General features: G+C 58.1%; 26 protein-coding genes. 13 read left to right on the top strand and 13 right to left on the bottom strand.

What is annotated here, in order from left to right; genetic code table 11:
• The first annotated feature begins 37 nt into the window (after positions 1-37).
• The 6 genes from ABD890_RS00835 (at position 38) to ABD890_RS00860 (ending at position 8,214) form a co-directional block, all read left to right on the top strand.
• Positions 38-1,141, top strand: a complete 1,104-nt coding sequence (locus tag ABD890_RS00835) for a thioredoxin fold domain-containing protein (protein WP_345084531.1) — start codon at positions 38-40, stop codon at positions 1,139-1,141.
• An 854-nt stretch (positions 1,142-1,995) separates the two neighbouring features.
• A complete protein-coding gene (locus tag ABD890_RS00840; protein ID WP_345084533.1) occupies positions 1,996-2,964 on the top strand; it encodes a DUF1559 family PulG-like putative transporter in 969 nt (322 codons plus the stop codon).
• Between the two features lie 39 nt (positions 2,965-3,003).
• Entirely contained in the window at positions 3,004-3,951 is a 948-nt protein-coding gene (locus ABD890_RS00845; RefSeq protein ID WP_345084536.1) for a DUF1559 family PulG-like putative transporter, read from the top strand.
• Positions 3,952-3,981: 30 nt separating this feature from the next.
• Positions 3,982-5,505 (top strand): DUF1549 domain-containing protein, encoded by a 1,524-nt coding sequence (locus tag ABD890_RS00850; RefSeq protein ID WP_345084538.1) that lies wholly within the window; start codon positions 3,982-3,984, stop codon positions 5,503-5,505.
• Positions 5,506-5,515: 10 nt separating this feature from the next.
• On the top strand, positions 5,516-6,802 hold the full coding sequence (locus ABD890_RS00855; protein ID WP_345084540.1) for a DUF1501 domain-containing protein: 1,287 nt from the start codon (positions 5,516-5,518) through the stop codon (positions 6,800-6,802).
• Positions 6,802-8,214, top strand: a complete 1,413-nt coding sequence (locus ABD890_RS00860; protein ID WP_345084543.1) for a hypothetical protein — start codon at positions 6,802-6,804, stop codon at positions 8,212-8,214. The genes ABD890_RS00855 and ABD890_RS00860 overlap by 1 nt, the downstream gene beginning before the upstream one ends.
• Before the next feature lie 83 nt (positions 8,215-8,297).
• Here ABD890_RS00860 and ABD890_RS00865 read toward each other — a convergent pair whose 3' ends face one another.
• Both ABD890_RS00865 and ABD890_RS00870 read right to left on the bottom strand, forming a co-directional pair.
• Entirely contained in the window at positions 8,298-8,768 is a 471-nt protein-coding gene (locus tag ABD890_RS00865) for a bacterioferritin (RefSeq protein ID WP_345084546.1), read from the bottom strand.
• 277 nt (positions 8,769-9,045) lie between these two features.
• Positions 9,046-9,411, bottom strand: coding sequence for a sulfotransferase domain-containing protein (locus ABD890_RS00870; protein ID WP_345084549.1), 366 nt, complete (start codon positions 9,409-9,411; stop codon positions 9,046-9,048).
• 142 nt (positions 9,412-9,553) lie between these two features.
• Here ABD890_RS00870 and ABD890_RS00875 point away from each other — a divergent pair, with 142 nt between their 5' ends.
• Complete coding sequence (locus tag ABD890_RS00875) at positions 9,554-9,736, top strand: hypothetical protein (RefSeq protein ID WP_345084552.1); 183 nt, start codon at positions 9,554-9,556, stop codon at positions 9,734-9,736.
• Between the two features lie 71 nt (positions 9,737-9,807).
• Positions 9,808-9,933, top strand: coding sequence for an AraC family transcriptional regulator (locus tag ABD890_RS00880; protein ID WP_345084555.1), 126 nt, complete (start codon positions 9,808-9,810; stop codon positions 9,931-9,933).
• Here the strand turns inward: ABD890_RS00880 and ABD890_RS00885 are convergent.
• The 3 genes from ABD890_RS00885 to ABD890_RS00895 form a co-directional block, all read right to left on the bottom strand.
• On the bottom strand, positions 9,930-11,279 hold the full coding sequence (locus ABD890_RS00885; RefSeq protein ID WP_345084559.1) for a Gfo/Idh/MocA family protein: 1,350 nt from the start codon (positions 11,277-11,279) through the stop codon (positions 9,930-9,932). The genes ABD890_RS00880 and ABD890_RS00885 overlap by 4 nt on opposite strands.
• Positions 11,280-11,623: 344 nt before the next feature.
• Positions 11,624-11,920 (bottom strand): hypothetical protein, encoded by a 297-nt coding sequence (locus ABD890_RS00890; protein WP_345084562.1) that lies wholly within the window; start codon positions 11,918-11,920, stop codon positions 11,624-11,626.
• A gap of 186 nt (positions 11,921-12,106) precedes the next feature.
• Positions 12,107-13,042: a malate dehydrogenase gene (locus ABD890_RS00895; protein WP_345084565.1), complete on the bottom strand. Its 936-nt coding sequence runs from the start codon at positions 13,040-13,042 to the stop codon at positions 12,107-12,109.
• Positions 13,043-13,302: 260 nt separating this feature from the next.
• Between ABD890_RS00895 and ABD890_RS00900 the strand changes: the two genes are divergently transcribed.
• Complete coding sequence (locus ABD890_RS00900) at positions 13,303-13,752, top strand: Fur family transcriptional regulator (protein ID WP_345084568.1); 450 nt, start codon at positions 13,303-13,305, stop codon at positions 13,750-13,752.
• Here ABD890_RS00900 and ABD890_RS00905 read toward each other — a convergent pair.
• Both ABD890_RS00905 and ABD890_RS00910 read right to left on the bottom strand, forming a co-directional pair.
• Complete coding sequence (locus ABD890_RS00905) at positions 13,749-14,183, bottom strand: hypothetical protein (protein ID WP_345084571.1); 435 nt, start codon at positions 14,181-14,183, stop codon at positions 13,749-13,751. The genes ABD890_RS00900 and ABD890_RS00905 overlap by 4 nt on opposite strands.
• A gap of 67 nt (positions 14,184-14,250) precedes the next feature.
• Positions 14,251-15,366: a DUF1559 family PulG-like putative transporter gene (locus ABD890_RS00910; protein WP_345084574.1), complete on the bottom strand. Its 1,116-nt coding sequence runs from the start codon at positions 15,364-15,366 to the stop codon at positions 14,251-14,253.
• A gap of 400 nt (positions 15,367-15,766) precedes the next feature.
• Between ABD890_RS00910 and ABD890_RS00915 the strand changes: the two genes are divergently transcribed.
• The 4 genes from ABD890_RS00915 (at position 15,767) to ABD890_RS00930 (ending at position 20,189) form a co-directional block, all read left to right on the top strand.
• Complete coding sequence (locus tag ABD890_RS00915; protein WP_345084577.1) at positions 15,767-16,921, top strand: AraC family transcriptional regulator; 1,155 nt, start codon at positions 15,767-15,769, stop codon at positions 16,919-16,921.
• Complete coding sequence (locus ABD890_RS00920) at positions 16,918-18,330, top strand: DUF5690 family protein (protein ID WP_345084580.1); 1,413 nt, start codon at positions 16,918-16,920, stop codon at positions 18,328-18,330. Before ABD890_RS00915 ends, ABD890_RS00920 begins: the two co-directional genes overlap by 4 nt.
• Before the next feature lie 39 nt (positions 18,331-18,369).
• Positions 18,370-19,215 carry a polyphosphate kinase 2 family protein gene (locus ABD890_RS00925; protein ID WP_345084583.1) on the top strand — a complete coding sequence of 282 codons (846 nt, stop codon included), beginning with the start codon at positions 18,370-18,372 and terminating at the stop codon, positions 19,213-19,215.
• Positions 19,216-19,325: 110 nt separating this feature from the next.
• Positions 19,326-20,189: a sugar phosphate isomerase/epimerase family protein gene (locus ABD890_RS00930; RefSeq protein ID WP_345084586.1), complete on the top strand. Its 864-nt coding sequence runs from the start codon at positions 19,326-19,328 to the stop codon at positions 20,187-20,189.
• Positions 20,190-20,206: 17 nt separating this feature from the next.
• Here ABD890_RS00930 and ABD890_RS00935 read toward each other — a convergent pair whose 3' ends face one another.
• From ABD890_RS00935 to ABD890_RS00960, 6 genes are all read right to left on the bottom strand, one after another.
• Positions 20,207-21,292 (bottom strand): Gfo/Idh/MocA family protein, encoded by a 1,086-nt coding sequence (locus ABD890_RS00935; protein WP_345084589.1) that lies wholly within the window; start codon positions 21,290-21,292, stop codon positions 20,207-20,209.
• Between the two features lie 113 nt (positions 21,293-21,405).
• Positions 21,406-22,464, bottom strand: coding sequence for a CPBP family intramembrane glutamic endopeptidase (locus tag ABD890_RS00940; RefSeq protein ID WP_345084592.1), 1,059 nt, complete (start codon positions 22,462-22,464; stop codon positions 21,406-21,408).
• A 13-nt stretch (positions 22,465-22,477) separates the two neighbouring features.
• Positions 22,478-23,137, bottom strand: a complete 660-nt coding sequence (pgsA, locus tag ABD890_RS00945; RefSeq protein ID WP_345084594.1) for a CDP-diacylglycerol--glycerol-3-phosphate 3-phosphatidyltransferase — start codon at positions 23,135-23,137, stop codon at positions 22,478-22,480.
• A gap of 39 nt (positions 23,138-23,176) precedes the next feature.
• Positions 23,177-24,595 (bottom strand): 30S ribosomal protein S12 methylthiotransferase RimO, encoded by a 1,419-nt coding sequence (rimO, locus tag ABD890_RS00950; RefSeq protein ID WP_345084597.1) that lies wholly within the window; start codon positions 24,593-24,595, stop codon positions 23,177-23,179.
• Between the two features lie 74 nt (positions 24,596-24,669).
• Complete coding sequence (locus ABD890_RS00955; protein WP_345084600.1) at positions 24,670-25,467, bottom strand: hypothetical protein; 798 nt, start codon at positions 25,465-25,467, stop codon at positions 24,670-24,672.
• The gene (locus tag ABD890_RS00960; RefSeq protein WP_345084603.1) at positions 25,468-26,169 is read right to left on the bottom strand and encodes a PTS sugar transporter subunit IIA; all 702 of its coding nucleotides are present in this window, start codon (positions 26,167-26,169) and stop codon (positions 25,468-25,470) included.
• Between the last annotated feature and the right edge of the window lie 229 nt (positions 26,170-26,398).

The raw sequence follows: 26,398 nt of genomic DNA on the forward strand, positions 1-26,398 counted from the left end.
TGGAAGGTGAATCCACTAGCAACAGAGAAAGTTCGTAATGACCAAGTTCTTCCATCTTCCTCTCTTCAGCCTGTCGAGTCGGACATGTTCGACCGGCATGCTACTGCTGACGATGACGATTGCTTCGACTGCCTGTGTCACCGAATCGATCGCCGCCGACGCACCCGCGGCAGAAACGACCAGTGAAGAAGCCCCTGCCGAGAAGACGCCGAAGCATGTCGATTGGACCAGCGACCTGGCCGCTGCCCAAAAGCAGGCCCAGCAGGAAGACAAAGACCTGCTGCTCTTCTTCACTGGTTCGGACTGGTGCGGCTACTGCATCAAGCTGGAAGAAGCCGTGTTGACCAAACCAGAAACGGCCGAACGCATCGGCAAGCACTACATCCCGGTCGTGCTCGATTTCCCCAACAAGAAAGAACTGCCAGAGGACGTAAAAACCCGCAATGCGGAACTGAAGACCAAGCTCGGTGTTCGTGGCTTTCCCACGCTGGTGGCCGTCGATGGCGACATGCTGCCTTATAGCACCATTGTTGGCTATCGCGAGCCCGATGCCTTCTGGGAATCGTTCGGCGGCATGACCGAAGTTGCCGACAAGCTGACCGCCGCCAAAGATGGCACCTCGGTCTCCCAGATCGAAGACGTTGCCCAGCTCGACGCGGTGCTCAAGAGCCTACCGGACGAAGTGCTGAAGAACGGCTGGAATGCTGAAATCGAACGCGCTGTCGCGATGAGCGAAGGCAAAGACGAAACGATCCACGAGACGTGGAGCGATAAGCTGGCCGAGATCAAGAAAGAACAGGACGACGCTCGTTTCATGTCCGAGACGGTCGCCGGTTACTCACAAGCTCGCCGCGAAGCCGACTCGCCTGAGGTGGTGTTAGCGTTTCTCAACAAGGCTCGCGAAGAATCGAAGGATCGTCCGGATCGTGTGACCATCATCGATACGCTGAAAGTTCGTTATTTCTTCGACCAAAAGATGTTCGACGAGGCGACCGCCTTGGCCGACGAAGTGATTGCCTCGGAAGTCGCTCCGGCAAACATGAAGGCAACTGTCGAGGCGTTAAAGCGGCAAATCAAGTTTATGAAAGCTCGCGAAGCAGATGGCAAGCCGGCTGGCGTGCCGCTGCGGACGATCAACTAAGTTAATGGCTCGCTGAGAGCCTTAGCAAACGTGATGGGGTCCGTACGGGAAGATGCTCGTACCTCCCTGTCAGCGTGCGACAAGTTCGTCTCCTAACGATCCCGGTACGTTTGGTAGCAAAATTGCCAGACTTATCGGGATTTTTACTTGGCTGGTTGATATCACGTGGCATAGAATTCAAGAAAGACTTCATCAGATCTTCATTGAAAGGCTGATTCAGTCGTCCATGGTTTGTGACCCACGATGGGGTGCGCGTGGTCGAGGCTTCTCAAGAATTCAAGGGATCGAAGCTGTTGTTCGACTGCCGTGAGCCGCAGATCCCACCGGTATCACCACCTCTCGCAAAGCCAACTTTGCTGCCGCTGCCCGGGGAACGTTCGACCGGGGGCAGGTACGGTACGCCGTACGAGTCCGTAGAGCCAACCCGGGCAGCAGCGGCACCTTCTATCAGGTGGAATTTCGACACGCGCGATCCCCCAACGATCGCCGTTCTTTGAGTTATTTTCCGCGTACCGTTCATCGCTCGGCTTAGCGATCGGCAGCGACATCGTCTGCGAATTGCTTCCCCTCAGATGTCGTACGAAGCGACACGGCGTGAGCGAGAATCGACAACGTATCGTATTGTGAAACCATGGTTTAGAAAAATGTCGGTAATCCGGGAAGAAAACGCCCGTCTCGATGCGTTTACGGTTGATGAGGGGCAGCTTCTGCCTCAAAATATGGCCTTTTCGAGCTAGCAATAGGCACCCAGATCGGTTCATCCAGATCAAGGCACCAAAAGTCGCGACGCTTGGCAACTCTCTTACACGTAGCCAGCCCGTACAGACCCTGCCTTCCATTTGGAGTACCTTACCGTGCCACGCCCACGCCATTTTGGGTTTACGCTTGTCGAACTTCTGGTGGTGATCGCCATTATTGGCGTCTTGATTGCCCTGCTGCTGCCTGCCGTCCAACAGGCCCGCGAAGCTGCCCGACGGATGTCTTGTTCGAATAACATGCGCCAAGTCGGTTTGGCATGTCACAACTATCACGATACGTTCCGCACGCTGCCGCCGGGGCGCCTGCTTTGGAACGGCGTCGATTCGAGTGGCAACAGCAAGAAGGTCGTCACTGGCTTCCTGGCGATGATCATGCCGTTCGTCGAGCAAGGCAACTTATCCGATCAGTACAAGCAGCACTTCGGTTTCGACGACATCGTCAATCGCCAGGCCGTGAAGACCCAGATTCAGTCATACCTTTGCCCAAGTGCGCCTGGCAGCGATCGTCAAACGCCACTGTATGCTGGTTGGAACGTCAGTTGGACGACCGATGTCTCGTCGCTCGATCCCGACGTCGTCGGGGCGCCGACGGACTATCAAGGTGTTCGCGGTATCCACATGCTTGATTCGAGCGGAGCCCATACCGACGTGCCAGGTCGCGACGTGGGGATCTTGCGTGAAACGGGGGCGACGAAGTTCGCCGAAATTACCGATGGCACCAGCAACACGCTTCTGTTGTTTGAAATGGCCGGCAAGCCAACCAATTGGCACAATGGTCAGCAGCAAGAGACCACCAACGCGCAAAACTACGGCCATGGTCCTTGGTCGGGCAACAACGGCGTGATGATCTACAACTGGGCTGCCGATGGTAGTGCCAAGGGATGCGACGATTGTCGAGCCTACGTGAACATTGACAACACCGCCTCGCCTTACAGCTTTCATCCCGGCGTGATGACCATTATGCTGGCCGACGGTTCGACGCGTAACCTCGCGGAAACGGTCGAATACGCGACGTTCGTCAACTTGTGCAATCGAGCCGACGGCAACGTCCTGGGCGATTTCTAAGCCGACGGGCAACTTTCAATCTGAGGAGCTTTTTCCCTTATGGATCGTCATCGATCGTTCGGTTTGTCGGACCTGCTGGTGATCGCCACCGCTCTGCTGCTGCTGGCGGCGATTGCCGCGCCGTGGGTCGCGATGGCGCGGGACGAAGCTCGGGCCACGGGTTGTCAGGATCATATGCGAACCATCGCCAAAGCGTGCCGTGGTTTCGCCGAGGTGCATCAAGATTCGCTTCCCAGCAATCGTCGTCAGCCCCACACCGGCTGGAACACGTTGGTCCTGCCGTTCATGGATCAGGCCAAACTCTACGACAAGTACGACCTTAGTCTCGAGTGGTACGAAGGGGGCAATCGCGACGTCGGCATGAATGCCCTTTCGACGCTCGTTTGTCCCGCCGCTCCGCATGCCGATCGTGTGATTCGTTTGCTCGATCCCGACGGCAAAGAGTTCTCGGCGAAAGCGACCGATTACGTCGCTTCGTCCGGGGCCTATCTGCATACGAATCAGCCGGAACGACTCTATCGCGGTGCGATGGCTTCGCCCGGTCGACACTACGGTGCCTCGAACGTGACCGCCGGCCATGCGGTTCGCCTGAACGAAATCACCGATGGGCTGGCCAATACCTTCCTGGTGGTCGAGATGGCCGACAAGCCGAACGGTTGGCGAGCCGGTAAACTGCACGACGACAAATCGGCTGACAAAACGCATCGGCCGCTGGTAGACGGGTTCAGCTTTGGCCAGTGGATCGCGCCGAATTGGAATCATTTGCGTTCGTACGATAACGACGGCCAGAATCAGTTTGGCGACTGCGCGGTGAACTGTTCCAATGAAGGCTCGCTCTATTCGTTCCATCCTGGCAAGGCCTACGCTGCCATGGCGGATGGCAGCGCCATGCCGATCCGGGCCGGTTTAGAGCAGGAAGTCTTGATTGCCCTGGTCAGCATCGCCGATGGCGAACTGATCGCGACCGAAGACTTTCAGGCCGAATAACTTTTTCACCGCGAAACGCAAAGCGACTGGATGAAGCACACCTGGACGTTGGCGATCTTGCTTCTGCTGCTGGCGGCACTCCCCTGCTCTGCCAACGAGATCGCTGCGCAAATCGACAAGCAACTCAACTCGCTTCTGCCGGCTGGCACCGCTGCCGCCGTACCCTGCGATGAAGCGACCTTTCTGCGGCGTGTCTCGCTCGATTTGATCGGACGCATTCCTACCGCGGCCGAAGCCCAGGCGTTTGCTTCGCGAAAGAACCCGAACGCTCGGGCCGAAGTGATCGCTGAACTTGCCAACAGCCCTGCGGCCGCCCAGCGTCTGGCGACGTTTGTGCGAAGCTTATGGTTTCCACAAACGTCGGTCGCTCCTTACGAATACCTGGCTCCCGATACCGAGGCCTGGGTCGCTCAACAGCTGCGGCGTGGCGAACCGCTGAACGAGATCGCCCGGCAGTTGATTTCTGTTTCGTACGCACCCCAAACCGGAGCAGGCAAGAACGAAGCATTGCTTTCGGTTCCCAAGACGATCATCGAAGCCAACGACCATCGACCGGAGCGAATGGCAGCGAATGCGACCGGTGAATTTCTAGGGGTCGACTTGAGTTGTGCCCAGTGCCACGATCACCCGTTCCATGCGTGGTCGCAAGATCAGTTCTGGCAAACGGCCGCCTACTTCGAGCCCCTCAAGTCAGGCGAGACCGCCCACGATGCCTGGCAGAAGCAAACCATCGCGATTCCTGATACCGAACGAACCGTCTCGCCGGCGCTGTTCACCGGCGAAAGCTGGTCTCCCGACGTCGCGCTGGCAACCGCGATCTCAGGCCGAGAGGTCTTCGCCCAGTGGGTCAGCCAGCAGTCGAACCGCTACTTCGCCCGCTGGACGGTCAATCAATTGTGGGCCGAACTGCTTGGCGAGCCGTTGGTCACGCTGCACCCCGAACAATTCTCGCCAGCCGCACGCGAGCAAACGCTCGAGCTTCTGTCGCACGAGTTTGTAAAACGCCGGTTTGATTTGCGATGGCTCGCTTCCACGATCGTCGCCACGCAGGCGTATCAAGCGAAGTCCACGGCAAACAGCGGGATCGAAAGCGAATACCCTTTCATACAAGTCCGGGGTCTGACAGGGCCGCAGCTCTTCGATAGTCTCAGCGTGGCGGCGGGCCGTCCGCCCATTCGGACCGATCTGGACTCGGCCGAAACGATCGTTCGGCGAAGTGACTTTGTCGCGGCGTTCCCTGCGTATCGAACCGTCGACGCACAGCGATCCGCGACGCAAGCCTTGGCCTTGATGAATGGCCCGATTGTCGAGCAGTTTTGCGTGCCCCAGTCGAATCCGCTAGTACAAGGCCTGGCGGCCGCGCCGTTTCTTTCCGAAGAGGAATGCGTGACCAGCTTGTTTTGGTCGACGCTCGGCCGAGCTCCGCATGACGAGGAATGGAAGCGACTTTCGCAGCGTGGTTTTCTGCAGGAAGATGCCGACACGCGGGCCCGTCGTCTGAGCGAACTGTTTTGGGTGCTGATCAACACCGTCGAGTTCAACACGAATCATTGAAGGAGTGGCTGTGCTGCAAGGAATTAGTCGACGCCTGTTCTGCTCTTCGCTGATGGCCGCTTCGACAGCGGCTGTCCCAGGCGGAAGCTGGCTCCACAACCTTGCCGCGGCCGGCAAGAGCGACACCGCCAAGGTGCAGCGAGTGATCTTGTTGTGGCTGCATGGTGGCCCGGCCACGATCGACCTGTGGGATGTGAAGACCGATCATGAGAACGGCGGCCCTTCGCGCGAGATCGCGACGAAGACACCAGGCTTGAAATTCTCCGATCACTTCAGCCGCCTGGCGAACTGGTCGGAGAACTGCGCGGTGATTCGTTCGATGACGACCCGCGAGGGGGACCATGGCCGGGCAGTCCATCTGGCCCGAACCGGTTACGTTCCGCAAGCAGGGATCGACTTCCCAGACCTTGGGGCCTTGGTTGCCCACGAACGCTTCGTCCCCGATGCGGCCCTGCCTGGTTTCGTCAGCATCGCTCCTCCGCAGCGACCGGCGATTGCCAACAGTGGCTTCCTGGGGAATGCCGCCGCGCCGCTGGTTGTCGGCGAGATGGCCAAGAGCATCGACGATTTGACCGTCCGCGATCTGGAGCCATTCGCTGCGTGGCGAACGGACGATCAACGTCGCCGTGTCGATCTGCTGCAGGAAATGAATCAGGAGTTCCTTGGCGGGAAGCCGGCGACGAAAGCGACAGAAATCGGATCGGCGACGCAGCGAGCCTTACGGATGATGCACCCCGACGTGCTGGCCGCGTTCGACTTGAATCAGGAAACAGGCTCGACCCGCGATCGCTATGGCCGCACCGTCTTCGGCCAAGGGTGCCTGCTCGCTCGGCGGCTCGCGGAACGAGACGTCCCCTTCATCGAGGTTTCGCTCGGTGGCTGGGATACGCATAGCGACAATTTCAATCGCGTCGGCAGCCTCGCTCGCCAGGTCGACGACGGATTCGCATCGCTGATGCAAGATCTGCATGACCGGGGAATGCTCGACTCGACACTCATTCTCTGCCAGGGGGAGTTCGGGAGAACGCCGAAGATCAACGCCAACACCGGCCGCGATCATTGGCCTCGGGCTTGGGCGGTGATGATGGCAGGTGGGCCGAATTGCCGCGGGCAGATTGTTGGTAGTACCAGCCGCGACGGAACCACCGTCGAAACGCAACCTCACTCCGTGCCAAACTTGATCGCGACCGTCTGTGCGAACCTTGGCATCGATCCGATGAAACAAAACGCCTCGAACGTCAACCGGCCGATTCGCGTTGCCGACCCAGACGCCCAGGTCATCGAGGAACTTGTGTGATGCGGCGTCTTGGTTTCTACGGCGTTGGTTTGCTGGGATTGATCGCGGCGACGAATGCTTTCGCGGACGAACGCCCGTCGGAAGTAACCATCACCTGGGGCAACGGCAGTCAGCAAGCCTCGTGGAAGTTGGCGGTCGAAGCGAAAGGAAGCTCCGTCGCCACCCTGCAGCGAGAGGCAATTGCAAAGCTGTTCGCATTCTACGACCGGGACGGCAATGGACTTCTGGAAGGGAACGAAGCGGAGTCGATCGTTTCGCCGTTCGGACTCCGGCAAATGCCGCTGGGAAGGATGTTGCCTTCCGCCATCCAGCCACCAGCCCGCGTCGATGCGGACGGCGATGGCAAGCTGAGCCAGGCGGAGTTTGCCGCTTACTATGCGACGTCTGCCCATGCCGGGCTATGGCTGGCCTGCGATCAGGTGCCTCGGACCGACGCGCTCAACGAATCCCTCTGCCGAGCCTTGCGGCTTTCGCCGGGGGAAGTTGTCGACGAGGTGAAGATGTCCAACGCTGCAAACGCTTTGGCGAAGCTTGATGCGAATGGTGACGAGTTGATCAGCCCAGGCGAGATCTTAACGGGGCACATCTACCCAGGGATCACGCCGACGCGATTGATTCCGTCGACAGAGGCGGAAGCCAAACCGCTGGCCGACCTGACCGTTAGTTCGGCCGCGACCACCGATGCAACGCCTCAGGTTGATTGGCTCGTGCAGTTCACGCCGGACGGCGCGTCACTAAGTGACCGTTCGCCCGCGGATGAAGCCTCCGGCACAAAGTCGCTTGCCAGTCGATCGCCTCAGGTCTGGGTTCGGTTACACGCCGCGCCGCTCGATGGAACAAAGGCGGAGAACGCCCTGGCAGCGCTGGCCTCGCAGTTCACAAGCACCGCTGGTGCCGACGATCAGCTACCGGCGAAGGAAGTAGCCGGGATTCAAAATCAAATCAACATGCAGAACCTGGTGCGGCTGGCCGATGTCAACCGTGACGAGGTGCTGACCCGAGCCGAGTTCGAAGCGTGGCAGGAAGTGGCGCGAGCCTATGCCCGGAGCGTGTTCGTGGTGACGATTCTCGATTTCGAGCAGAACTTGTTCACCGCGCTCGATGAGAACTTCGATGGCTCGCTCTCGACCAGCGAGCTTGCCGCTGCGTGGCCATGCTTCCAGGCAGCGGGAATCGTTGTCGAAGGTCGGCTGGCGATTGATCGGTTACCGAAGCAGCTTCGCATCGTCGTTAGCCAGGGACCATGTCAGCAACTGACCGACCCTGGGCAAACGCAGGGGCCGACCTGGTTTCAGGCACTCGATCGGAATGGCGATGGCCAGATTTCCGCAGCCGAGTTCCCGGGAACCGCCGACAAGTTCGATCGGCTCGACCGCAATGGTGACGGCGTTATCTCGCTCGACGATCTATAACCGCCGCGAAGCGCATAAAAAGACCCCGCCTGGAACGAGCCAGACGGGGCGTGCAATCGGCTGCGTGCGCGGCGCGACCGCAATTATGGGGACGACATGTGCTTGGCGATGTAGGCCGCCTCGCCCATGCGTTCGATCAGGTCGAGTTGCAGTTCCAGCCAGCTCATGTGCCCTTCTTCGTCGATGACGATGGCTTCGAAGATCTGACGGGTACCAATGTCGGAATCGGAAGCGGCTTGCTGCGAAGCTTTCGTGTAAAACTCGATCGCTTCCTGTTCGTCGGCCAGGTCGGTCTTGAACATGTCTTGCAGCGTGTTCGCGCGAACGGGAGGCTTTTGCAGCGTCAGGTTTGGGTCCCCTTTGAGGAACAAGATGCGGTTGAGGTATTGATCGGAATGCCCCAATTCTTCTTGCATCTCTTCCCGCATTCGCTTCGCCAGCAGGTCGAGACCCCAGTCTTCGAGCACGGCGGCATGCAGTTGATATTGATGGCAGGCGGTCAGTTCCATCGACAACGCCTTCTGCAGATTTTCGATCGATTTCGCCTTGGACATGGGATGTTCTCCTTGCAATCGAGTTCACGTGGCCTCATCCCAGCGAGACAAAAGCCCCGTCGTGGTTGTTGATCCTTTCATCATACCTTGTTCCAGCCCCCCCTGCTGCCAGGGATCGATGGCGAAATTGTCGCACGGCAAAATTGGGGGTTCGCAAAGCTTGGGGCGAGATGAATGGCCCGCGAAGCCAAGAAAAAAATGGTAGCCCAGGCTGCGTTATGCCTGGGCTACCCTGACTGGACGCGGGACAGAGCGTCCAGGAAGCGAGATGCTTCGTCTAGTTGTTGGCGGCAGCGCTGCGGTTGCGACAAAGCTGCGGATCGATCGATGCGACCATCGTCTCGGTGTCGAGATGCCCGCCCAGAAACAAGTTCAGCCGGGCGATTTCGTCGCGGGGATTGGTCAACAGTTCGATGTAGCTCAGCTCCATTAGGTTCAAATGTTTCTGATTGGGCAGCCATTCCATCAGACGTTTCAAATGCACCTCGAACGCCGTGCGAATTGCCGACCGATCAGCCACTGGCTTGCCAAGCCGCTGCAGGATCTTTTCCTGCGAATCGAGAATTTCTTCGATGTCGCGCCGCATGAAGACCACGCGATAGGTTTCGCTGGTGGGCAGATCGTACAGCAGCGAAGAGACCATCTTCACCACCTTGCCGCAGGCATCACTTCGACAAGCAGCTTGCCCGGCTTCAGGTCTTTCCCCTCAAATGCGGCGTTCTTCGTGTCGTAGCGATAGGCACGGAAGACACCACCGGGGCCCCCAGGATCGCCACCGCAGGAAGTTGCAGCATGCGATCCTGGGCGGTCGTCCTGGTCCGATGAATCCGTTCCGCGACGACGGTCCCAATAGTGGCCCCGGCGGAGGACCTCCTGGCAAGCATGGCATCATGGAAGCGGCCGAGTTTTACGCGGCTGGCGTAGCGAACTATCGCGCTGGCGCCACCCAGCGGGCGATCAGCGAATAGCCTTCGCGTCGCCTGCTTTTCGCCGCGAACACTGCGCATTTCTGACCTTACGCGAAGGATTCTGAAAAAGGGTGGCACCCTATTCCCGGCAATCAGGCTACGGATCGATCTCGGCGTTTACGTCTGCTTTTCGTAAACGCTATGGGATGACACCGGCTCAGTTTCGGACCGACCCGGCCAATGGCATGCCGCGTTAGACGCTCACCCAAGAAGGCTCCCAGCCTTTGGCGTAGCTCTTGGTGAGATATGCATTCGCTTCCGGAAGATTGGTGATCTTCATCATCGGAGCATCCCAAATCAAGATTTGCCCTGGGAAGCGAATTCCGACGGTGCCCAGTAAAACGGTCTCGGTCAGCGGGCCGGAGTAGTCGAACGAAGAGGTCGCGGTCGCTTCGCCCCGTGCCGCATCGGCCCATTGCACATAATGATCGACGGCACCGACTTCGTCGATCTTGGTCGGCTCGGTATCGCCATTCATGAACAGCACCGGCGCGGCAACATGCGGGATGATTAGCGTCCCTTTCTCGCCGACCAGCACCGAGCCTGCATTGGGCAACTTATAACTGGAAGGAAGGTGCGCGGTTGCTTCGGCAGGTGGTCGCACGCCAGCGCCGTCGTACCAGGTGACCGGCAGCAACTTGCCTGCCGTGCGGCTGGTGCCTGGGAAGGCGTAACTGACCGTGGCACTTTCGGTCCAGGTCTCGGGCTTCAATTCAGGCGCTTCTGCCGACAGCTTCATCGGCGCGGTCAGTTCCAGCGACTTGAAGACCGGGTCGAGAATATGGCAACCGAAGTCGCCCAATTGACCGGTGCCATAATCTTGCCAGCCGCGCCAATTGAATGGATGGTACATCCCTTCTTTGTAAGGCCGCCGCGGCGCGACCCCTTGCCACAGATCCCAGGCCACGTGGTTCGGAACCGGATCGGCGCCGGAAGGACGATCGATGTTGCGCGGCCAGCTTGGCGTGCCTGCTTGCCACGAGTGAACTTCCTTTACCTTCCCAAGCTTGCCGGAGTGAACCAGCGCGACGGCCGTGCGATAGAACGCATGCGACTGGATCTGATTGCCCATCTGCGTCGCGACATTGTACTTCTCCGCGGCCAACTGCATTTGACGCGATTCGAATACGGTATGGGTCAGCGGTTTCTGACAGAAGACATGTTTGCCAAGCTGCATCGCGGCCAGCGAAACCGGCGCATGCATGAAGTCCGGCGTCGAGACGATCAGACCATCGATGGTGTCGGCCTGGTCGAGCAGCTTCCGCCAGTCGGTATAGGTTTTCGCGGAAGCGTACTTCTCGGCAGCGCGACCGAGGAAGTTCTTCGAGCTATCGATATCGCACAGCGCGGTGACTTCGACCGCCGGACTGGCAGCGACGCCGTTCAAGTCGCTCCAGCCTTTGCCACCGGTGCCGACACTGCCGACACGCAAGCGTTCGTTCGCACCCAGGACGCGTGAGTATTGTGCCGCCGGCAAAGCCAGTGCGGTACCAGCGACGGCGAATTGTTTTAGAACCTGACGACGATTGAGCGCGACAGACATCGGAGAGCCTCGTGTGTGGGTGTTGAGGATGGACGAAGGGAGGGATCAGGCAGGAGCTTGAGGTTATGCCAAACAGGGAAGGCAGAGTCAACATAATTTCTGCGCGACCGAGAATCGATCGAAGCGTGACGATCGATGGTCAAGAAACGCCAACGGGGCGACATGGTAGTTCCACGTCGCCCCGTTGGGGCTCTAACGGTTTCTCGAAGCGTACGAGTCAGGCGGCGCTTCGAGCTGGATTCCTCGTCCCTTGGTGGTGGCGAGCCGAGCGATCGTCTCTGGATTGGTGTTGGTGCTTTGTGTGGCAAGCTTGTAGAGAAGATCGTCGAAGGCTGGCTGAGGGATTAGTAATCTTCGGGAACCAGTGCTGGATCGATCGTCAGTTGTTGGCCATCGGGAAGACAGATGATTCGTTCTTCTTGCCATTCTGGGAGATTGTCTTCCACGTAACGCATAGCGGCGACGAGAGCCTTTTGGTCTCGGTTGCTGAAAGAGTCGTCGCCACCGTTGAGAAGCGTCAATACTTGAACGCTGCCGGTGTCGGCTCCATACGCGCGGACCGCGCTTACCATCACTTGTACGCAGAGGATGCCCATCCGATCGTACAGATAATTGAATGCTTCTTCATTGGTCGAGTACACGATGAATTCTCCGTCGGAAGAGGAACAAGGGGGGAGCGTTGGCTTGAACGAAGAGACACGATTCAAGCCGTGCGACATCAATTCAAGGTTAAACCTATCTCGAAAATGGATAAGAAGCGTCGAGATTCCATTTTTCAAGAGAAGTTCGTCCTGGCGAATCTGTTCCGACGGTAACGCTTGTAACGATTACCCGGCAGGTTTGTTCCACACGTCAGACAGCTTCTGATTGACGTCTAACAAATGGTTCGCGGAACGGTGAAGCTGCTGTTGCTCTTCGGCGCTCAAGGCGATGCTGAGCACCTGGGCGACCCCTTCGCGGCCAATAACTGCCGGTAGAGAGAGACAAACGTCTTCGATTCCATAGTAACCATCGACCAGTGTCGACACTGGCATCGTGCGATGCGAGTCGTCGCGAATCGCCTGCAAAATCATCGACGCCGCACTGGCCACAGCGAAGTTCGTGTATCCCTTGGAAATAAATACTTCCGGGGCGGCGGTCAGGGTTTGCTCGAATGCGTGTTTCACGATCGGATCTTTCCCCATGTGCCATCCGCCTGCGTAAACAGCGCTAAGGACCGGGAACTGCGATTCGCCATGCTCGCCTAAGACATAAGCCCGGATGTCGTCCGAGTTGATCTCGTAATGGGCGGAAAGCAGCGAACGGAAACGAGCGCTATCGATCAGGGTACCAGTCCCCAGAACCCGTTTCGGATCGAAGCCAGAGAGTTTCAGCGTGGCGTAGGTCAACACGTCGACTGGGTTGGTCATCACCAGCAAGATGGCGTCGGGGCTAAGACGTGCCAGTTGGGGCACCACCTCTTTGAACAGCCGAGCATTGGGGGCGGCCGACGCGATCCGGTCCATCGCATGTCCCCCTTTATCGGCCGATTCGGCCAACGAGAGGACAATCACCGCCGAGTTGCGGGTCGCTTCCAGGTCGCCGCCTCGCACGCTGATGCGTCCCGGGTGAAGCGCCGCCGCATGCTGCAGATCGAGGGCTTCGCCTCGCAGACGCTGCTGATTGCGACCGACCAGGACCAACTCGCTGGCCAGACCATGTGAAACAATCGAATAGCCAACAGTAACGCCGACCTTCCCTACCCCAACGATCGAAACCTTCATACGTGTCTCTCTGGCGGTCTCTGCGCGAAAAAGTTCAATCTCGCGAACCGAGCCCGATCGCTCAAGTGCCCTCCCCCTGGTTCCCGCCACTCAGCCCCGCAAACGGAGCGATTATTCTCGGAAGATTCCCACAACCATCCCTGGCGCCCAGAAAAAACGCCGCCCTAGGGGCCGAATTCGTCTGTGTCGTTTGCAAGTGCATTGCAAGTACGATAGAATCGAAGGTCCCCATCTTTCCCCAGTTCCGATTGGTACGACGCATGCCCAGTAAACGCAAATCAGGATTCTCGATGGATGCCGCCAAGGCTCTGCTGCGGTCGGTTAGCCTGCGCTGCACAGCAGCTCGCATCGCCGTAGTGCAAACGCTGGCCAATCATCAAACACCGCTGAGTCCGACCGAAGTGGCTGACGAACTGGCCGAGTTCGGTTTCGACAAGTCGACCATTTATCGGTCGCTGACCGAACTGGGAGAAGCAGGCATCGTGGCACGGCTTGATCTGGGAGATGCCGTGCGCCGCTTTGAACTGTTGCCGCAAGGTGCCGAAGGGAAGTCAGAGCATCCACACTTCATGTGCATCGATTGCGGCAAGGTGATCTGCCTATCTGGTTTTCAGATCGACCTGGTGCCGAAGGACAAGTCGCAGAAGCCCCCCGGCCAATTGGATGAAGTCCTGGTCAAGGGGCACTGCAACGCTTGCCTGAAAGCCTAGCCACCCATTTCGTTGGTGCTGGCTTGCTGAAGCTGCTTGACGAATTCGGTCCGGATCGATTCCGAAACGTCTTTCGCATCTTCGACCGCTTTAACGACCTTCGAAGTGACGTCTTCGCCATGGCCGAGTGATTCCATGTGCTGAATCTTGGCGACGCAGTCGGCGGCAATTGAATCGACCACCATCGGATCGGGGCGATCGCCATCCCCGCCACGCCCAGGGTCCGCTTCAATGACCGGCCCACGCGGCTTCGCTGGTGTCAAACGAGCATGTTGGAGCCGGCCGATCATCTCGTTGGCTAACATCTCTGGCGTATAGCGAAACTCGTTCATGCGGTCCTGGATGGCCGAGCTTTGATACTCGCAGCCAACTACCAGGGGCATGCCAACCAACAACAGCAACAGCAGACGACTGGTGGTTGAAACAAACATGTATGCGATTCCTGCAAGGTTGAAATAGAAAATCGGCAGGGAAGCAATCACCCCCCTGCCCTGACGACTAGAACTCGCCGCTGACATCGCCACTGCTGGAAGAGCCCAAGGCCCACCATGTCTCGATGTTGATCGTATCGGGAATGAATCGCACCGAACCGTCTGCGAGCGCGACTTGAACTCCGCCAGGATGGTTCGACGAAGGGGTGATCGCTCCATCCGCTTCGCTGCACTGGAACCAGGCCGTGTTGTACGAAGGAATCGAGATCGTATTGGGTGGGAACACATGGTTGTACAAATGCTTTTCCCACGAACTGCTATAGATCCAGGTCAGCCCTTTGTACTGACTCCAGGTTTGCCAGTTGCTTGCGTTTGCCAGGCCGTTGGTGACAACGTCAGCAATGTTCGAGCCAGGCGACTGAATGATGCCCGAGCCGGTGTAATAAAGATTGCGACGTTTATCTTGATGGTTGCCGCTGCCATCGTTCACCAGCGATTCGCTGAACGCCGCCGTGTTCGACAGACCATCGGTCAGGTCTTTGAACGAAACGATGTGGTTCGATCCGTTTAACCAGGTTCCCTGGCAGTTACCAGCACCGGGAGTTCCATCGGTCATCCGCGAATGCGAAATGTAACCCCGCGACGAACTGCTGGTGCCGGCACGCGGCAGGCTCAATTGACGTGGCGGACCCGCATTGGCGACGTAGCTGAAGTTTCCGAGTTGTCCCTGAACTTCAGACACTGCGTTGACGACACTTTCGCTCGGACAAAGAAACGTATCGACGCGGATGCGGGCGATTTGCCCGAGGGGCGTGCTGCCATCGACGACTCCATCCCACGAGAAGCCAGCCCCGCTCGTTTCCGAAGGAATGCGATCTTGGGCGGCCGATTGTTCGACGCTCGGCAGAATACCGTAGTACCAAGACAAGTTACCACTGTTCCCCTTCGAGCCCGAGAAGTCGTGCGCGGCGCGATGCATATGGAGCGGCGTGGTCTGGTGCACATCGTGATAGATGTGGCTGGCCAGCGTGATCTGTTTCAGGTTGTTGGTGCACTGCATGCGACGGGCCGCTTCGCGAGCTTGCTGCACGGCTGGCAGCAGCAGCGCGATCAGCACCCCAATGATGGCGATCACCACCAACAACTCCACTAACGTGAATCCGCGACGTGTCGGACGGGTCATCTGAAGGTCTCCCAAGAGCCTTGAAGAAAGAAGATCGATTGAATGAATTCGTTAGCGCGCAAGTCACTACAACAGTAAGGAACTCGTGCGGAAGTGTTTAAAAACTCTCTGTTCCTTGAAACGTCCATCGCTGGACGTGACGGGGCTAATTTTGCGCGCCGGGGGTTGCCTTCACCACGGATGATTGCGCAAGATCGTTGATGAATCGCGCATCTATTCAAAAACGCCCAGAATCTTCCTTGAATTGTTAAATTCGTGTTAAAAGGCGATTCATCCGGTCGATAAACTTCAAGATCTCCGTCATGATTGCGGGTTCTGTGACCAAGGAGTGCTTAAAGAGATGACGAATTGCGCATCCCACAATCTGTTGGAAACAGACCCAGGCAGTGTGGGGCGGACCATGAAAAACGTGATTGTCTTGATCGAAACTTCGACCGGCTGGGGCTCTGGCATGGTGCGGGGCATCGGCACGTATCTCGATGAATGCGGCGAGCCCTGGAATGTCTTTCTAGAACCACGTGGCAAGTTCGAGCCGCTCCGAATTCCGAAGGGATGGAACGGAGACGGGGTGATTGCCCGTGTTAATAACGAGGAGCTCGCCCAAGACATCCTCGATGCTGGCATCCCTTGTGTGAACGTCTCGTGGTACGACTTCGGTCCTGGAGTGATCGCGCGCTGCACGCTCGATGAAGAAGAGAGCGGTCGACTGGCAGCGAGGTATTACCTCGAGAAGAAGTACACGAATTTCGCTTACTGCGGATCGCACTGGCGACCGACCTTCTACGACGATCTCTTCGGTCGAGCCTATGCTCAGTATCTTCAGTCGGCAGGCTTTGAATGCCATATCCATACGGCAAGCGGCATGAGTCCCGAGCAACCCTGGATCGAACAGATTCGTCTGCTGGGGGAGTGGCTGCTCACTCTTCCGAAGCCCTGTGCGATTCTGGCGATCGATACGCAGACATCGCGGCAGTTGATTGAAGCGGCCAAGTATGTCGGGCTGGGAGTGCCCGATGCCGTGGCCGTGCTGGCGGGGGAGTACGATGAGCTCGCGAGTGGGATTACCCGTCCGAAGCTTTCAATGCTGGATAATGCCGCTCAGAGTGTTGGGTATCAAGCCGCTCACCTGCTCGATCGCATTTTGCACGGCGAAGCGGACGGCAGTGAAGTCGTCACGATCTCGCCGACGCGGGTCATTTCCGAACAATCGACCGACTGGACTGTGTTGCCAGACGAGCGCCTGGTGGCGGCCCTGCGATTTCTCCGCGACAACTTTCACCGGCCGATCCAGGTGACCGACCTGGCCGAGCACGCTGGCACTTCGCGAAGACTACTCGAACAATTGTTCGATCGGTTTCTGGACGTTTCGCCGAGCAAGCAGATCATGATGGTTCGGCTCGACATGGCGAAGCAGTTGCTCGATCGTTCGGTGTTGCCAATCGCCGACATCGCGGCCCGCTGCGGATTCGACTCGCCGGAAGTGATGTGCCGGGCCTTTCGACGCGAGATCACGATGTCGCCATCCGAATATCGCCGCAGCAGGCGAGCTCAATGAGTTGGACGCACGGCAATCGAGGCCTGCACGATCGCTTGGAACGAGCCGGAACGGTCAGCACGATCGCGTTCGCGGCGGTGACTTCGTTCACGGTCTACTTCTGCATGTATGGATTCCGCAAACCTCTGGCGGTGGCCACCTATGCCGGGCACGACTTCGCCGGAACGGGCGTCCAACTAAAGACCGCGCTAGTTCTGAGCCAGTTGGTTGGTTACGTCGCGTCGAAGTACATCGGCATCAAGTTCTGTTCGCAATTGAAACGCGAGCAACTCTTCGTGGCGACGGTCGCGCTGATTGGCCTGGCCGAGTTGTCGCTACTGGGTTTCGCCCTGCTGCCGACCGACTGGAAAGTGGTGGCGATCTTTTTCAATGGCTTGCCGCTGGGGATGGTCTGGGGGCTGGCGATGCGTTACCTGGAAGGTCGCCGAGCCACCGAACTCTTAGTCGCGACGCTTAGCTGCTCGTATATCTTCGCCACCGGCGTGGTGAAAGACGCCGGTAAGTGGCTGCTGCAAACGTGCGAGATCGATCCGTTTTGGATGCCGTTCTGGGTGGGGCTGATCTTTCTGCCTCCACTGGTGATCTCGGCCTGGCTGTTGGATGCGTTGCCGCGACCTGACGAGAAAGACCGGATCGAGCGATCGGAACGCACCGCCATGACCGCCGGTGATCAGTGGACCTTTCTCGCGCATTTCTCGATCGGGTTGATCCTGCTCAGTTTCATCTATGTGATGCTGACGGCATTTCGTGACTTCCGCGATAACTACGCGATCGAAATTTTAAAGGAGCTGAACCTGGCGGAAGTGCCAGGCATCTTCACGCAGATTGAGGTGGTCAGTGCGATCGTGATCACCGTGACTCTTGGCGGGCTGAGTCTCTTTCGGCACAACCGCCACGCATTGGTTGCAACGTTTGGAATCATGATTTGCGGCACGCTGCTGATCGGAAGCAGCACCATGCTATGGCATGCGGGGGTTATCAACGGCTTGAGCTGGATGATCCTCGTGGGGCTCGGGGCCTACCTGGCTTACGTGCCGTATACCGTGCTGTTCGATCGGATCTTCGCCGCCACGCGGGCCACCGGGACTTCGGTGTTCGCGATCTACCTAATCGATTCGCTCGGCTACACCGGTTCGTTCGGGGTGCAGCTTTACAAAGATCTTTGGAAAGGTGACATCTCGCGGCTGGTGTTCTTCTCTGGCTTCGCGTTGACGTTGTCGGTGGTGGGGCTGGTGTCGCTGCTGTTCAGTGGCTGGTACTTTATCCGGGAAGAACGCCTCGCCCGGCTGCGGTTGCAGCAAGAATCGGATGCTTCTCGCAGCGTCGATTATGCCGTCGATGCTTCACCGGCTGATGACGTCATCGCAGCAAACGGATTGGGAAATTGCTCGCCAGCGGATACAACTTAAGTTCAGGCTCCGAGTTTCTGAACGTCCGCAGGGAGAGAAATGGATTACTACAAGCAGTTTCTGGTCAAGCCAGGCAGCAAAGTCGATCTCAGTAAGTTCGACGCGACGGCGAAAGATCTTTGCGACGACCGCAAAAAGGCGGAGAAGCAAACCGACGCCCTGCGCGAAGAGATTCAAGAGCTGCAATATCAGCTTTACGCCGAGCGAAAACGTTCGTTACTCGTCTGTTTGCAGGGACGCGATGCCGCTGGTAAGGATGGCACGATCCGTCACGTCTTCCAGGCGATGAATCCGCAAGGCTGCACCGTGACCAGCTTCAAGGTTCCGTCGACCGTCGAGGCCGAGCACGACTTTCTGTGGCGTGTGCATAAAGTGACGCCGCGAAAAGGGCATGTCGCGGTCTTCAATCGTTCGCACTACGAAGAAGTCCTGGTCCAACGTGTCCACAACATGGTGCCAGAAGATGTCTGGTCGAAACGGTACGATCAGATCAACAACTTCGAGCAGCTGCTGGTCGCCAATCAGACGCACATTCTGAAGTTCTATCTGCACATCGATCCGGAAGAACAGCTCGACCGTTTCAAGAAGCGGCTCGAGAGTCCCGCGAAGAACTGGAAGATCAGCCACGCCGACTATTCCGAGCGGCCTTACTGGGACGAGTATACCAAGGCCTTTGAAGATGCTCTCAGTAAGTGCAGCACCGAGAACGCTCCGTGGTTCATCATTCCAGGCAACCGGAAGTGGTTCCGAGATTTCGTCGTGGCCAGCATCCTGGTGCAAGCGCTGAAGTCGTTCGACATGAAGTTCCCAGAGCCGACCGTCGATATGGACGAGATCCGCAAGCTGTATCACGCCGAGGTGAAGAAGGAAAAGAATGGCAAGTAGGCGATGCCAACCGTCACCCGAGGGGACGAAGTTTCTACTTGATTTGTCGTGCTGCAGAGCCGATGCTGGAGGACTCGCCCCCTTACTCTTGCTCGCGGAAAGCACCCACCATGACGCGTTCGATCGTCGCAGCATTGCTGCTTACGCTGATTACCTTCTCGACAGCCATGGTTCCCACCAGCCGCGCCGCGGAGCCAGATCCGCTGGAGCCATCGAACCTGGTGGCTTGGTGTATCGTGCCGTTCGACGCCTCGAAGCGTTCGCCGGAAGAACGTGCTCAGATGCTGAAAGAACTTGGCGTCACGCGGTGTGCTTATGACTGGCGAGCCGAACATGTGCCGACCTTCGAGGCCGAACTGCAAGCGTACAAGAAAGAAGGCATCGATATGTTCGCCTTCTGGGGAACGCATGACGAGGCGTTCCGTTTGTTCGAGAAGTATGGCGTACGCCCGCAGATCTGGCAGATGATTCCGCAGCCGAAGGCGGAGTCGCAAGAGGCCAAGGTCGAGGAAGCCGCGAACTGGCTCAAGCCGCTCGCCGAACGAACCGCGAAGGAAGGTTTATCGCTGGGGATTTATAACCATGGCGGCTGGACCGGCGAGCCTGCGAATATGGTCGCCGTTTGCCAGAAGCTTCGCGAAATGGGATATCCGCAAGTCGGGATCGTCTACAACTTCCATCACGGGCACGAGCACATCGCCGATTGGCCCCAAGCGTTTCAGCAGATGCAGCCTTACTTGCTTTGCTTGAACCTGAACGGGATGAACGATCAGGCTCAACCCAAGATTCTGGGGATTGGCAAAGGGAAGCATGAAAAGCAGATGATTCAAACCGTGCTCGATGCCGGCTATCAAGGACCGATTGGGATCCTTGATCACCGGAACGAACTCGATGCGAAAGAGTCGCTGCAAGAGAATCTCGATGGCCTGCAGCAACTGCGTGCTGACCTGGCCACCGAGTCTGTGAAGAAGTAACTTCTTCCTGCGGTCGACTATTTGCCAGGCGACCAATCACCGAGGTCTGGGTCTTTTTCCAAGGGGAAATCGACCCGCTTGCCGGTGGCGGCTGCCTGGTAGATCGCCAGAATCACTTCGACCGAACGGCGACCTTCGGGGCCGTTGATCGCTGGTTCGCGATCTTCCTTCACGGCGGCCAGCAGGTCTTCAAACTGGGCCCGGTGACCATGATGACCGATAGCCTTCGGGTCGGCGGCACCGCCACCCGTTTCGGTCTTGCCGGCGAGACGGGCCTTGATCGCTTCGTCTTCCGCGGTCGGTTCGGCGAAGTCCCAGGTCTTGATGTCTTCTTCTTCCATCACGGCGGTGCCCTGGGTGCCGTGGATCTCGATGCGTTTCAGGTAGCCTGGGTAGACGGCCGTACTGGCTTCGATCGTACCGAGGGCACCATTCTTAAACTTGAGCGAAGCAACGGCGACGTCTTCGACTTCGATGCGTTCGTGACCGATCAGGCTGCAATTGGCGGTGATCGATTCGACATCGCCCATCAACCAGCACAGCAAATCGACGCTGTGGATTGCCTGATTCATCAGGGCACCACCACCGTCGAGCTGCCACGTACCACGCCAGGCACCGCTGTCGTAATAGGCCTGGGTACGGAACCACTTCACGTAGGCATCCCCCAGCGAAAGCGTGCCGAAGCGGCCTTCTTCAATCGCCTTCTTCATTTCGGTCGCCGGGCCATGGAAGCGGCTGGGGAAGATGGTGGCCAGCTTGACGTTGTTTTCCTGGCAGGCCTGGATGATGGCATCGCAGCGAGCAAGCGTGACATCGAGTGGCTTCTCGATGATGACGTGCTTGCCGGCCTTGGCGGCGGCGACGGCTGGTTCCATGTGGGCACCGCTGGCGGTACCGATGGTCACGACATGGATGTCGGGGTTCGCCAGCATGGCGTCCAGATCTTCGTACGCGGTGATGCCGTGCTTCTCGGCGAAGGCCTGAGCCTTTTCAGCGGTACGATTGAAGCAGCCCACGAGTTTGGCGTCGGGAATGTCTGCGATTGCCTTCGCATGGAATTCCGCGATCATGCCGGTGCCGATAATGCCAAAACCGAACGCCATTCGTCTCTACTCCGCTACTTGGATGGATGGGGATTCGACCAGGGAACGGAACCAATGACAGACGTTCTGATTCCCTTTGTCAGGCAGGCATTATAGAGGGATTGGTCGGGCAGTTAAACCGGCGGCTCGGTCAGCTCATCGCCAAAGATCAGTTGCAGCAACAGCAGCAGCATCGACTGCCCGTTGAGCAGCATATGCACCACCAGGCTTGGGGTCAGCGTGCGTGTCTTTTGATAGACGTAGCCAAGTCCCAACGCCAGCACGAACAGCGGAATCGGCGCGGCCCCTTGCCCCAAGTGGAGTCCGGCAAATAGCAGCGAGCTGACCAGGATCGGCACGACCATCAACTGCGGACGGGCCTCGTTTCCGGTTGCGGGAACTTCTGCGGCGACGGTTTCTGGCAGCGGAGATTGATACGGGTTGGCGCTCTCTTCCCCTTCGGAAGTCGGCAGCGACTCGACGAGAGGCTCGCTGGCCACCTCGAAGGTCTCGGAACGTTTGAGGTCCAGCCCCACGATTCGTCCCAGCAAGATCTCGACCCCGTTATGCAGTCGACCGGAGAGGACATCTTCCAGCCAGCCTTGCAGGACCAGACGAAACGCGAACTCTTCCGTCAGCGGGGCGATGATCACCGCCGAGAAGACTACCGGAATAATAATGTTCGACGTCGGGTTGGTCAGCATCATATCGATCAACTGGTGCTCGTACGGGACGAGCAGCGCCAAGATCATCTGCAAAACGAGCACCGGTACGCACAACGCAGCAAACGCGGCGACACCGATCTTCACGTCGTTCAAAAAGGTGCTTTGCGAATCACCGAAGATCTGATTCCTGCCACCTCGCAAGAAGATCAGCCCCAGGATGATCAAGCAGACCAGCGACTGGGCGAACATCTGCGCCCACATCATTCCGCTTTGCTGCGCGATGGTGAGTTCCGAAGAGGAAGATCGTGGTCCGACGGCAATCGACGAGAAGACGATGATGAAGAAGATCACGCCGGTGGCGCCACCCAGCACATCGACCAGGCCCCAATTGGCTGGCGGAGCTGGACGTGCCTCGAGGACCGGCGTCCCTTCGCGGAATCGCTTGAAGATGAAGATCCACAAACCGACGCACGCGGCAATCAAGGTCGCGGCGTACAGCAGTATGGCGAGTCCAACAAGCGATTGCATGGCAGTGGCGAGCTTATTTCGAGGTGAGCTGTCCGGAACGGATCATCCGCATGGCATCGACGACATAGATCCAGCCGGATGCCAAGGTAAGTCCCACCATGCCCCACAAGTTCAGATTGAACAAGTAGGCGACAAACGCATCGCTGCCAATCGCGTTGACCAGCGTTGGCGAGTGGAAGTTCGACAGACCATACCACGTGGTGACCGCGGTGCCGTCGCTAAGTTCGAGGGCCAGCATCGAAAGGATCGCGGCGGCGCACTGCAACACCATCTTCCATTTGCCAGGCCAGTTGGCCGAAAAGTCGCCGCCATGTTGTTCGACAAAGCTGCGAATCACGGTGACCAGCATCTCGCGGCCCATCACCACCACGGCTACCCAGGCCGCAATCCCGGATCCCGGCAGAGCGACCAGGAAGACAAACGTGCCGCAGATGATGATCTTGTCGACGAACGGATCGAAGATGCGCCCGAACTGAGTTACCTGGTTGTATTTGCGAGCCCAGTAACCGTCGATCCAGTCGGTTGAGACCGCGATGATAAAGATCGCCAGGGCGCCCCATATCAGGTGCAGCGGTAACAGCACGAATCCCACGATGGAAAGCACAAAACGGATCGCTGTCAGCGTATTAGGAACGTTGACAATCACGTTGGACGGGATCGGCTTGTCAGACATGAAGACTCCGCTAGGGTGTGCAGCCGCAGGTGGTTCTCGCTATTTGGCGGCGCCTTTCGCCACGCCGACCAGATCGTAATCTTTGTACATCACAATCTCGGTCGGAACGATATCCCCTGGCTTCAATCCCTGGCCGGTGACGTAGGTCACGCAGTCGACGTCAGGAGCGTCGGCCTTGGTGCGGCCGATCCAGGCAGTCTTTTCGCCGGGGACCGGTTGGTCGATGATGACATCCAGCGTCTGGCCAACCTTCGCTTCGTTATGGTCGAAGACTACTTCCTGCTGGATGGCCATCAGGTGTTCGCGACGCTGTTCCATCAGCTCTTCCGGAATGTGATCGCTCAGCTTAACCGCTGGGGTATCTTCTTCCTTCGAGTAGGTAAACACACCGACACGCTCGAAACGCTGGACTTCGATGAAGTCGGCCAGTTCCAGGAACTGTTCGTCGGTTTCGCCCGGGAAGCCGGTGATGAATGTCGTACGGATGTTCAAATCCGGAATAATGTCGCGCATCTGGCCGACCATGTCTTCGGTCTGGCTCTTGGTCACACGACGCGCCATGCGGCGAAGCATGGTGTCGTTGATGTGCTGCAGTGGGATGTCGACGTAAGGGACGATCTTTTCGCTATCGGCGATGGTCTGCAGCAGTGGCTTGGTAATGTACATCGGATAGAAGTACATCAGGCGAATCCAGTCGATGCCGTCGACCTGGTTCAATTGTGTCAGCAGCTCGGCCAGTCGCGTCTCGCCATACAGGTCCATGCCGTAATAGGTGGTATCCTGGGCGACAATGATCAGTTCGCGGACGCCGTCGGCGGAAAGTTCGTGCGCCTCGGCGATTACTTCTTCCATTGGCTTGGTGGCGTGCTTGCCGCGCATCTTCGGGATCGCACAGAAGGTACACAGGCGATCGCAACCTTCCGAGATCTTCAGGTACGAGAAGTGACGCGGCGTGATACGCAGACGTTCGCGGTCGTTCAGTGCTCGGACCGGAGCCGGCTTGAAGACGGTGCGTTGTTCTTCCAGCTTACCCAGCAGACGATCGGCTACTCGGGTGATCTCTTCCCGCCCGAACACGCCGACCACCTGGTCGATTTCAGGGCAGGTTTCCAGCAAGGCTTCTTTCTGACGCTCGGCCAGACAGCCGGAGACGATCACCCCTTTGATCTTGCCCTGGCGCTTCAGCTCAAGCATCTCGTGGATCGCGGCGAACGACTCGTCACGTGCCCTTTCAATGAAGCCGCAGGTATTGATCACCACGAAGTCCGAGCCTTCGGTCTCCTGGGTCAGTTGATAGCCATCTTTGTCCAATAGTCCCAGCATCCGTTCGCTGTCGACCAGGTTCTTGGGACAGCCGAGACTGATGAACGAATACTTTCCACGGGCTTCGCCGCTGCCACTAGTTTCGGCGACGGAAGGAGCAGGCGTATTCGGATCGATAATGGGAAGACTGGTCATGAAGCTAAGAATCGGGGTTAACGGAAAGCGGATCCCCATAAGAAGGGCCAAAGCCGCTGGTCGAACTCCTCATCCTACCGGCTGCCCTGGGGATTGACGAGGGGCAAAATGCCGCAATCTGAGCGGGTTTCAAGTAGGTTTGCCAGGTCCGCCAGGCGGAAAGGTTGCCCTAAAACGGCTGAAACGCCTGTCGAACGTAGCTTCTGGTAGTCTTCCCAGGTCGGCGTGGCCAGGCAGACCAATGCCAACTGCTCGGCATGGGCGGCCAAACGGGCCTGCAGATCGGCGAACTCGGCTCCATCGGTACCCGGGATCAAGCCAAGCAAGATATCGCACGGGCTCTGCGGATCAGACTGCAGCCAAATCGAAGCATAACCAAGCGACTGGCAAGCGGAACGCAGGTAGTCGAAGTCGTCCCAGGTATTCGCCCAGATGCCGACCTGGCGGCTGTGCTGGGTACCGAAACGATCTGCCAGCGCGCCCAATAGTTGCTCTTGAGGCGTCGCCGTGGCCGGAACCAGCGGGCCGACTTCCAGCAGCGAAGGCAAACGGTAAGACCACTCGAACCACGCGACCCGAACCACGCCATCCGGCACCGGACCAGTGCGTCCTTCGCCATGGCACCAAGGACCATATAGCAGCACGACGGTCGCCAGCGGATAGCGATGCCGCAGCAATTCGATCTCGCGCGGAGTGAATTGCCCAGGGCGCTCGCTGCAGAGGATCAGCAGATCAAACGGCTCGTTGCCGCCGATTTGCTCGTCACTCACCAGCTGAACGCCAGGAACCCAGCGCAACCAGGCAACCATCTCTTTGAAGGGACGTGCATCGAGTTTGCCCAAGGCCAGAACGGTACGCGTTGGCATGTCCACTTACAGCTGGTCCTCGCGTTCTTCGATCAGCTCGAGCACGTCTTCGGCATGGTTGGCGGCCCGGATGCCCTGGATCACGGTGCTGTCGTTGATGATCCGGCTGAGGCGAGCCAGCGTCCGCAGGTGGGATGGGTCGTCGACCGAAGCGATGAGAAAGAAGACGTCGGTCAGCACGCCGCGGCTGCCACCAAAGGGAATGCCCTGGTAGGTCCGCCCCATCGCCAGAAAGCTTTCCGACAGAATCATCGGCAAAGGACGTCGCGGGTGAAGCAGGGCCACGCCGTTGTCGAGCGCGGTCGAGTGCATGCTTTCACGCTGCAGGATGGCGTCCATCATCTTGGGGGCGTCCCACAGGTAGCCTGCTTCCATGGAGACTTCGCAGATTTCCGTGATCACTTTCCGCGGCGAACGCGACGTGATGGGGATCTTGATGGTGCTGGCATGCAACATGTCGGAGATCCGGACCGGCTCGTCATGCTTGCCATGTCGGTCCAGCACCCCTTCGACCCGTTCCAGTTGTTGGTCGTCGTAAACACCAATGCGATGTTCGAGCCAGTGATGGATGTCCGCTTTAGAGAACTTCCACTTGCCAGCAACCTTCCTCCCAGGGATGTCGTCGCGGTTGGCGAGCTTCTCGACCTGAGGCGGGGTGAGGTGGAGGTAAGCGGCCAGTTCGTCTAGATCGAAGTCTTGCGAGGGCATGTGTATGAAATAAGAAAAAAAGTGCTAGCTGGCATGTGGATCGGAACATTCCCGACGCTTAGCCGAATTGGTGAGGCTTTCCAGACCGAAGAAGTCGACCCTGTCGGCAAAGATGGGTTGACTCTTTAGCGGAAATGGAAAACATTAGCTCCAGCGTCGAGCGACCACCTTATTTTAGGCATCTCCCCGGTGAGGAAGAACCAGGAGACTTCGCTTGCGTAAAAACTTC

It is taken from the genome of Bremerella cremea, assembly GCF_039541315.1.
In the GTDB taxonomy this organism is placed as follows: domain Bacteria; phylum Planctomycetota; class Planctomycetia; order Pirellulales; family Pirellulaceae; genus Bremerella; species Bremerella cremea.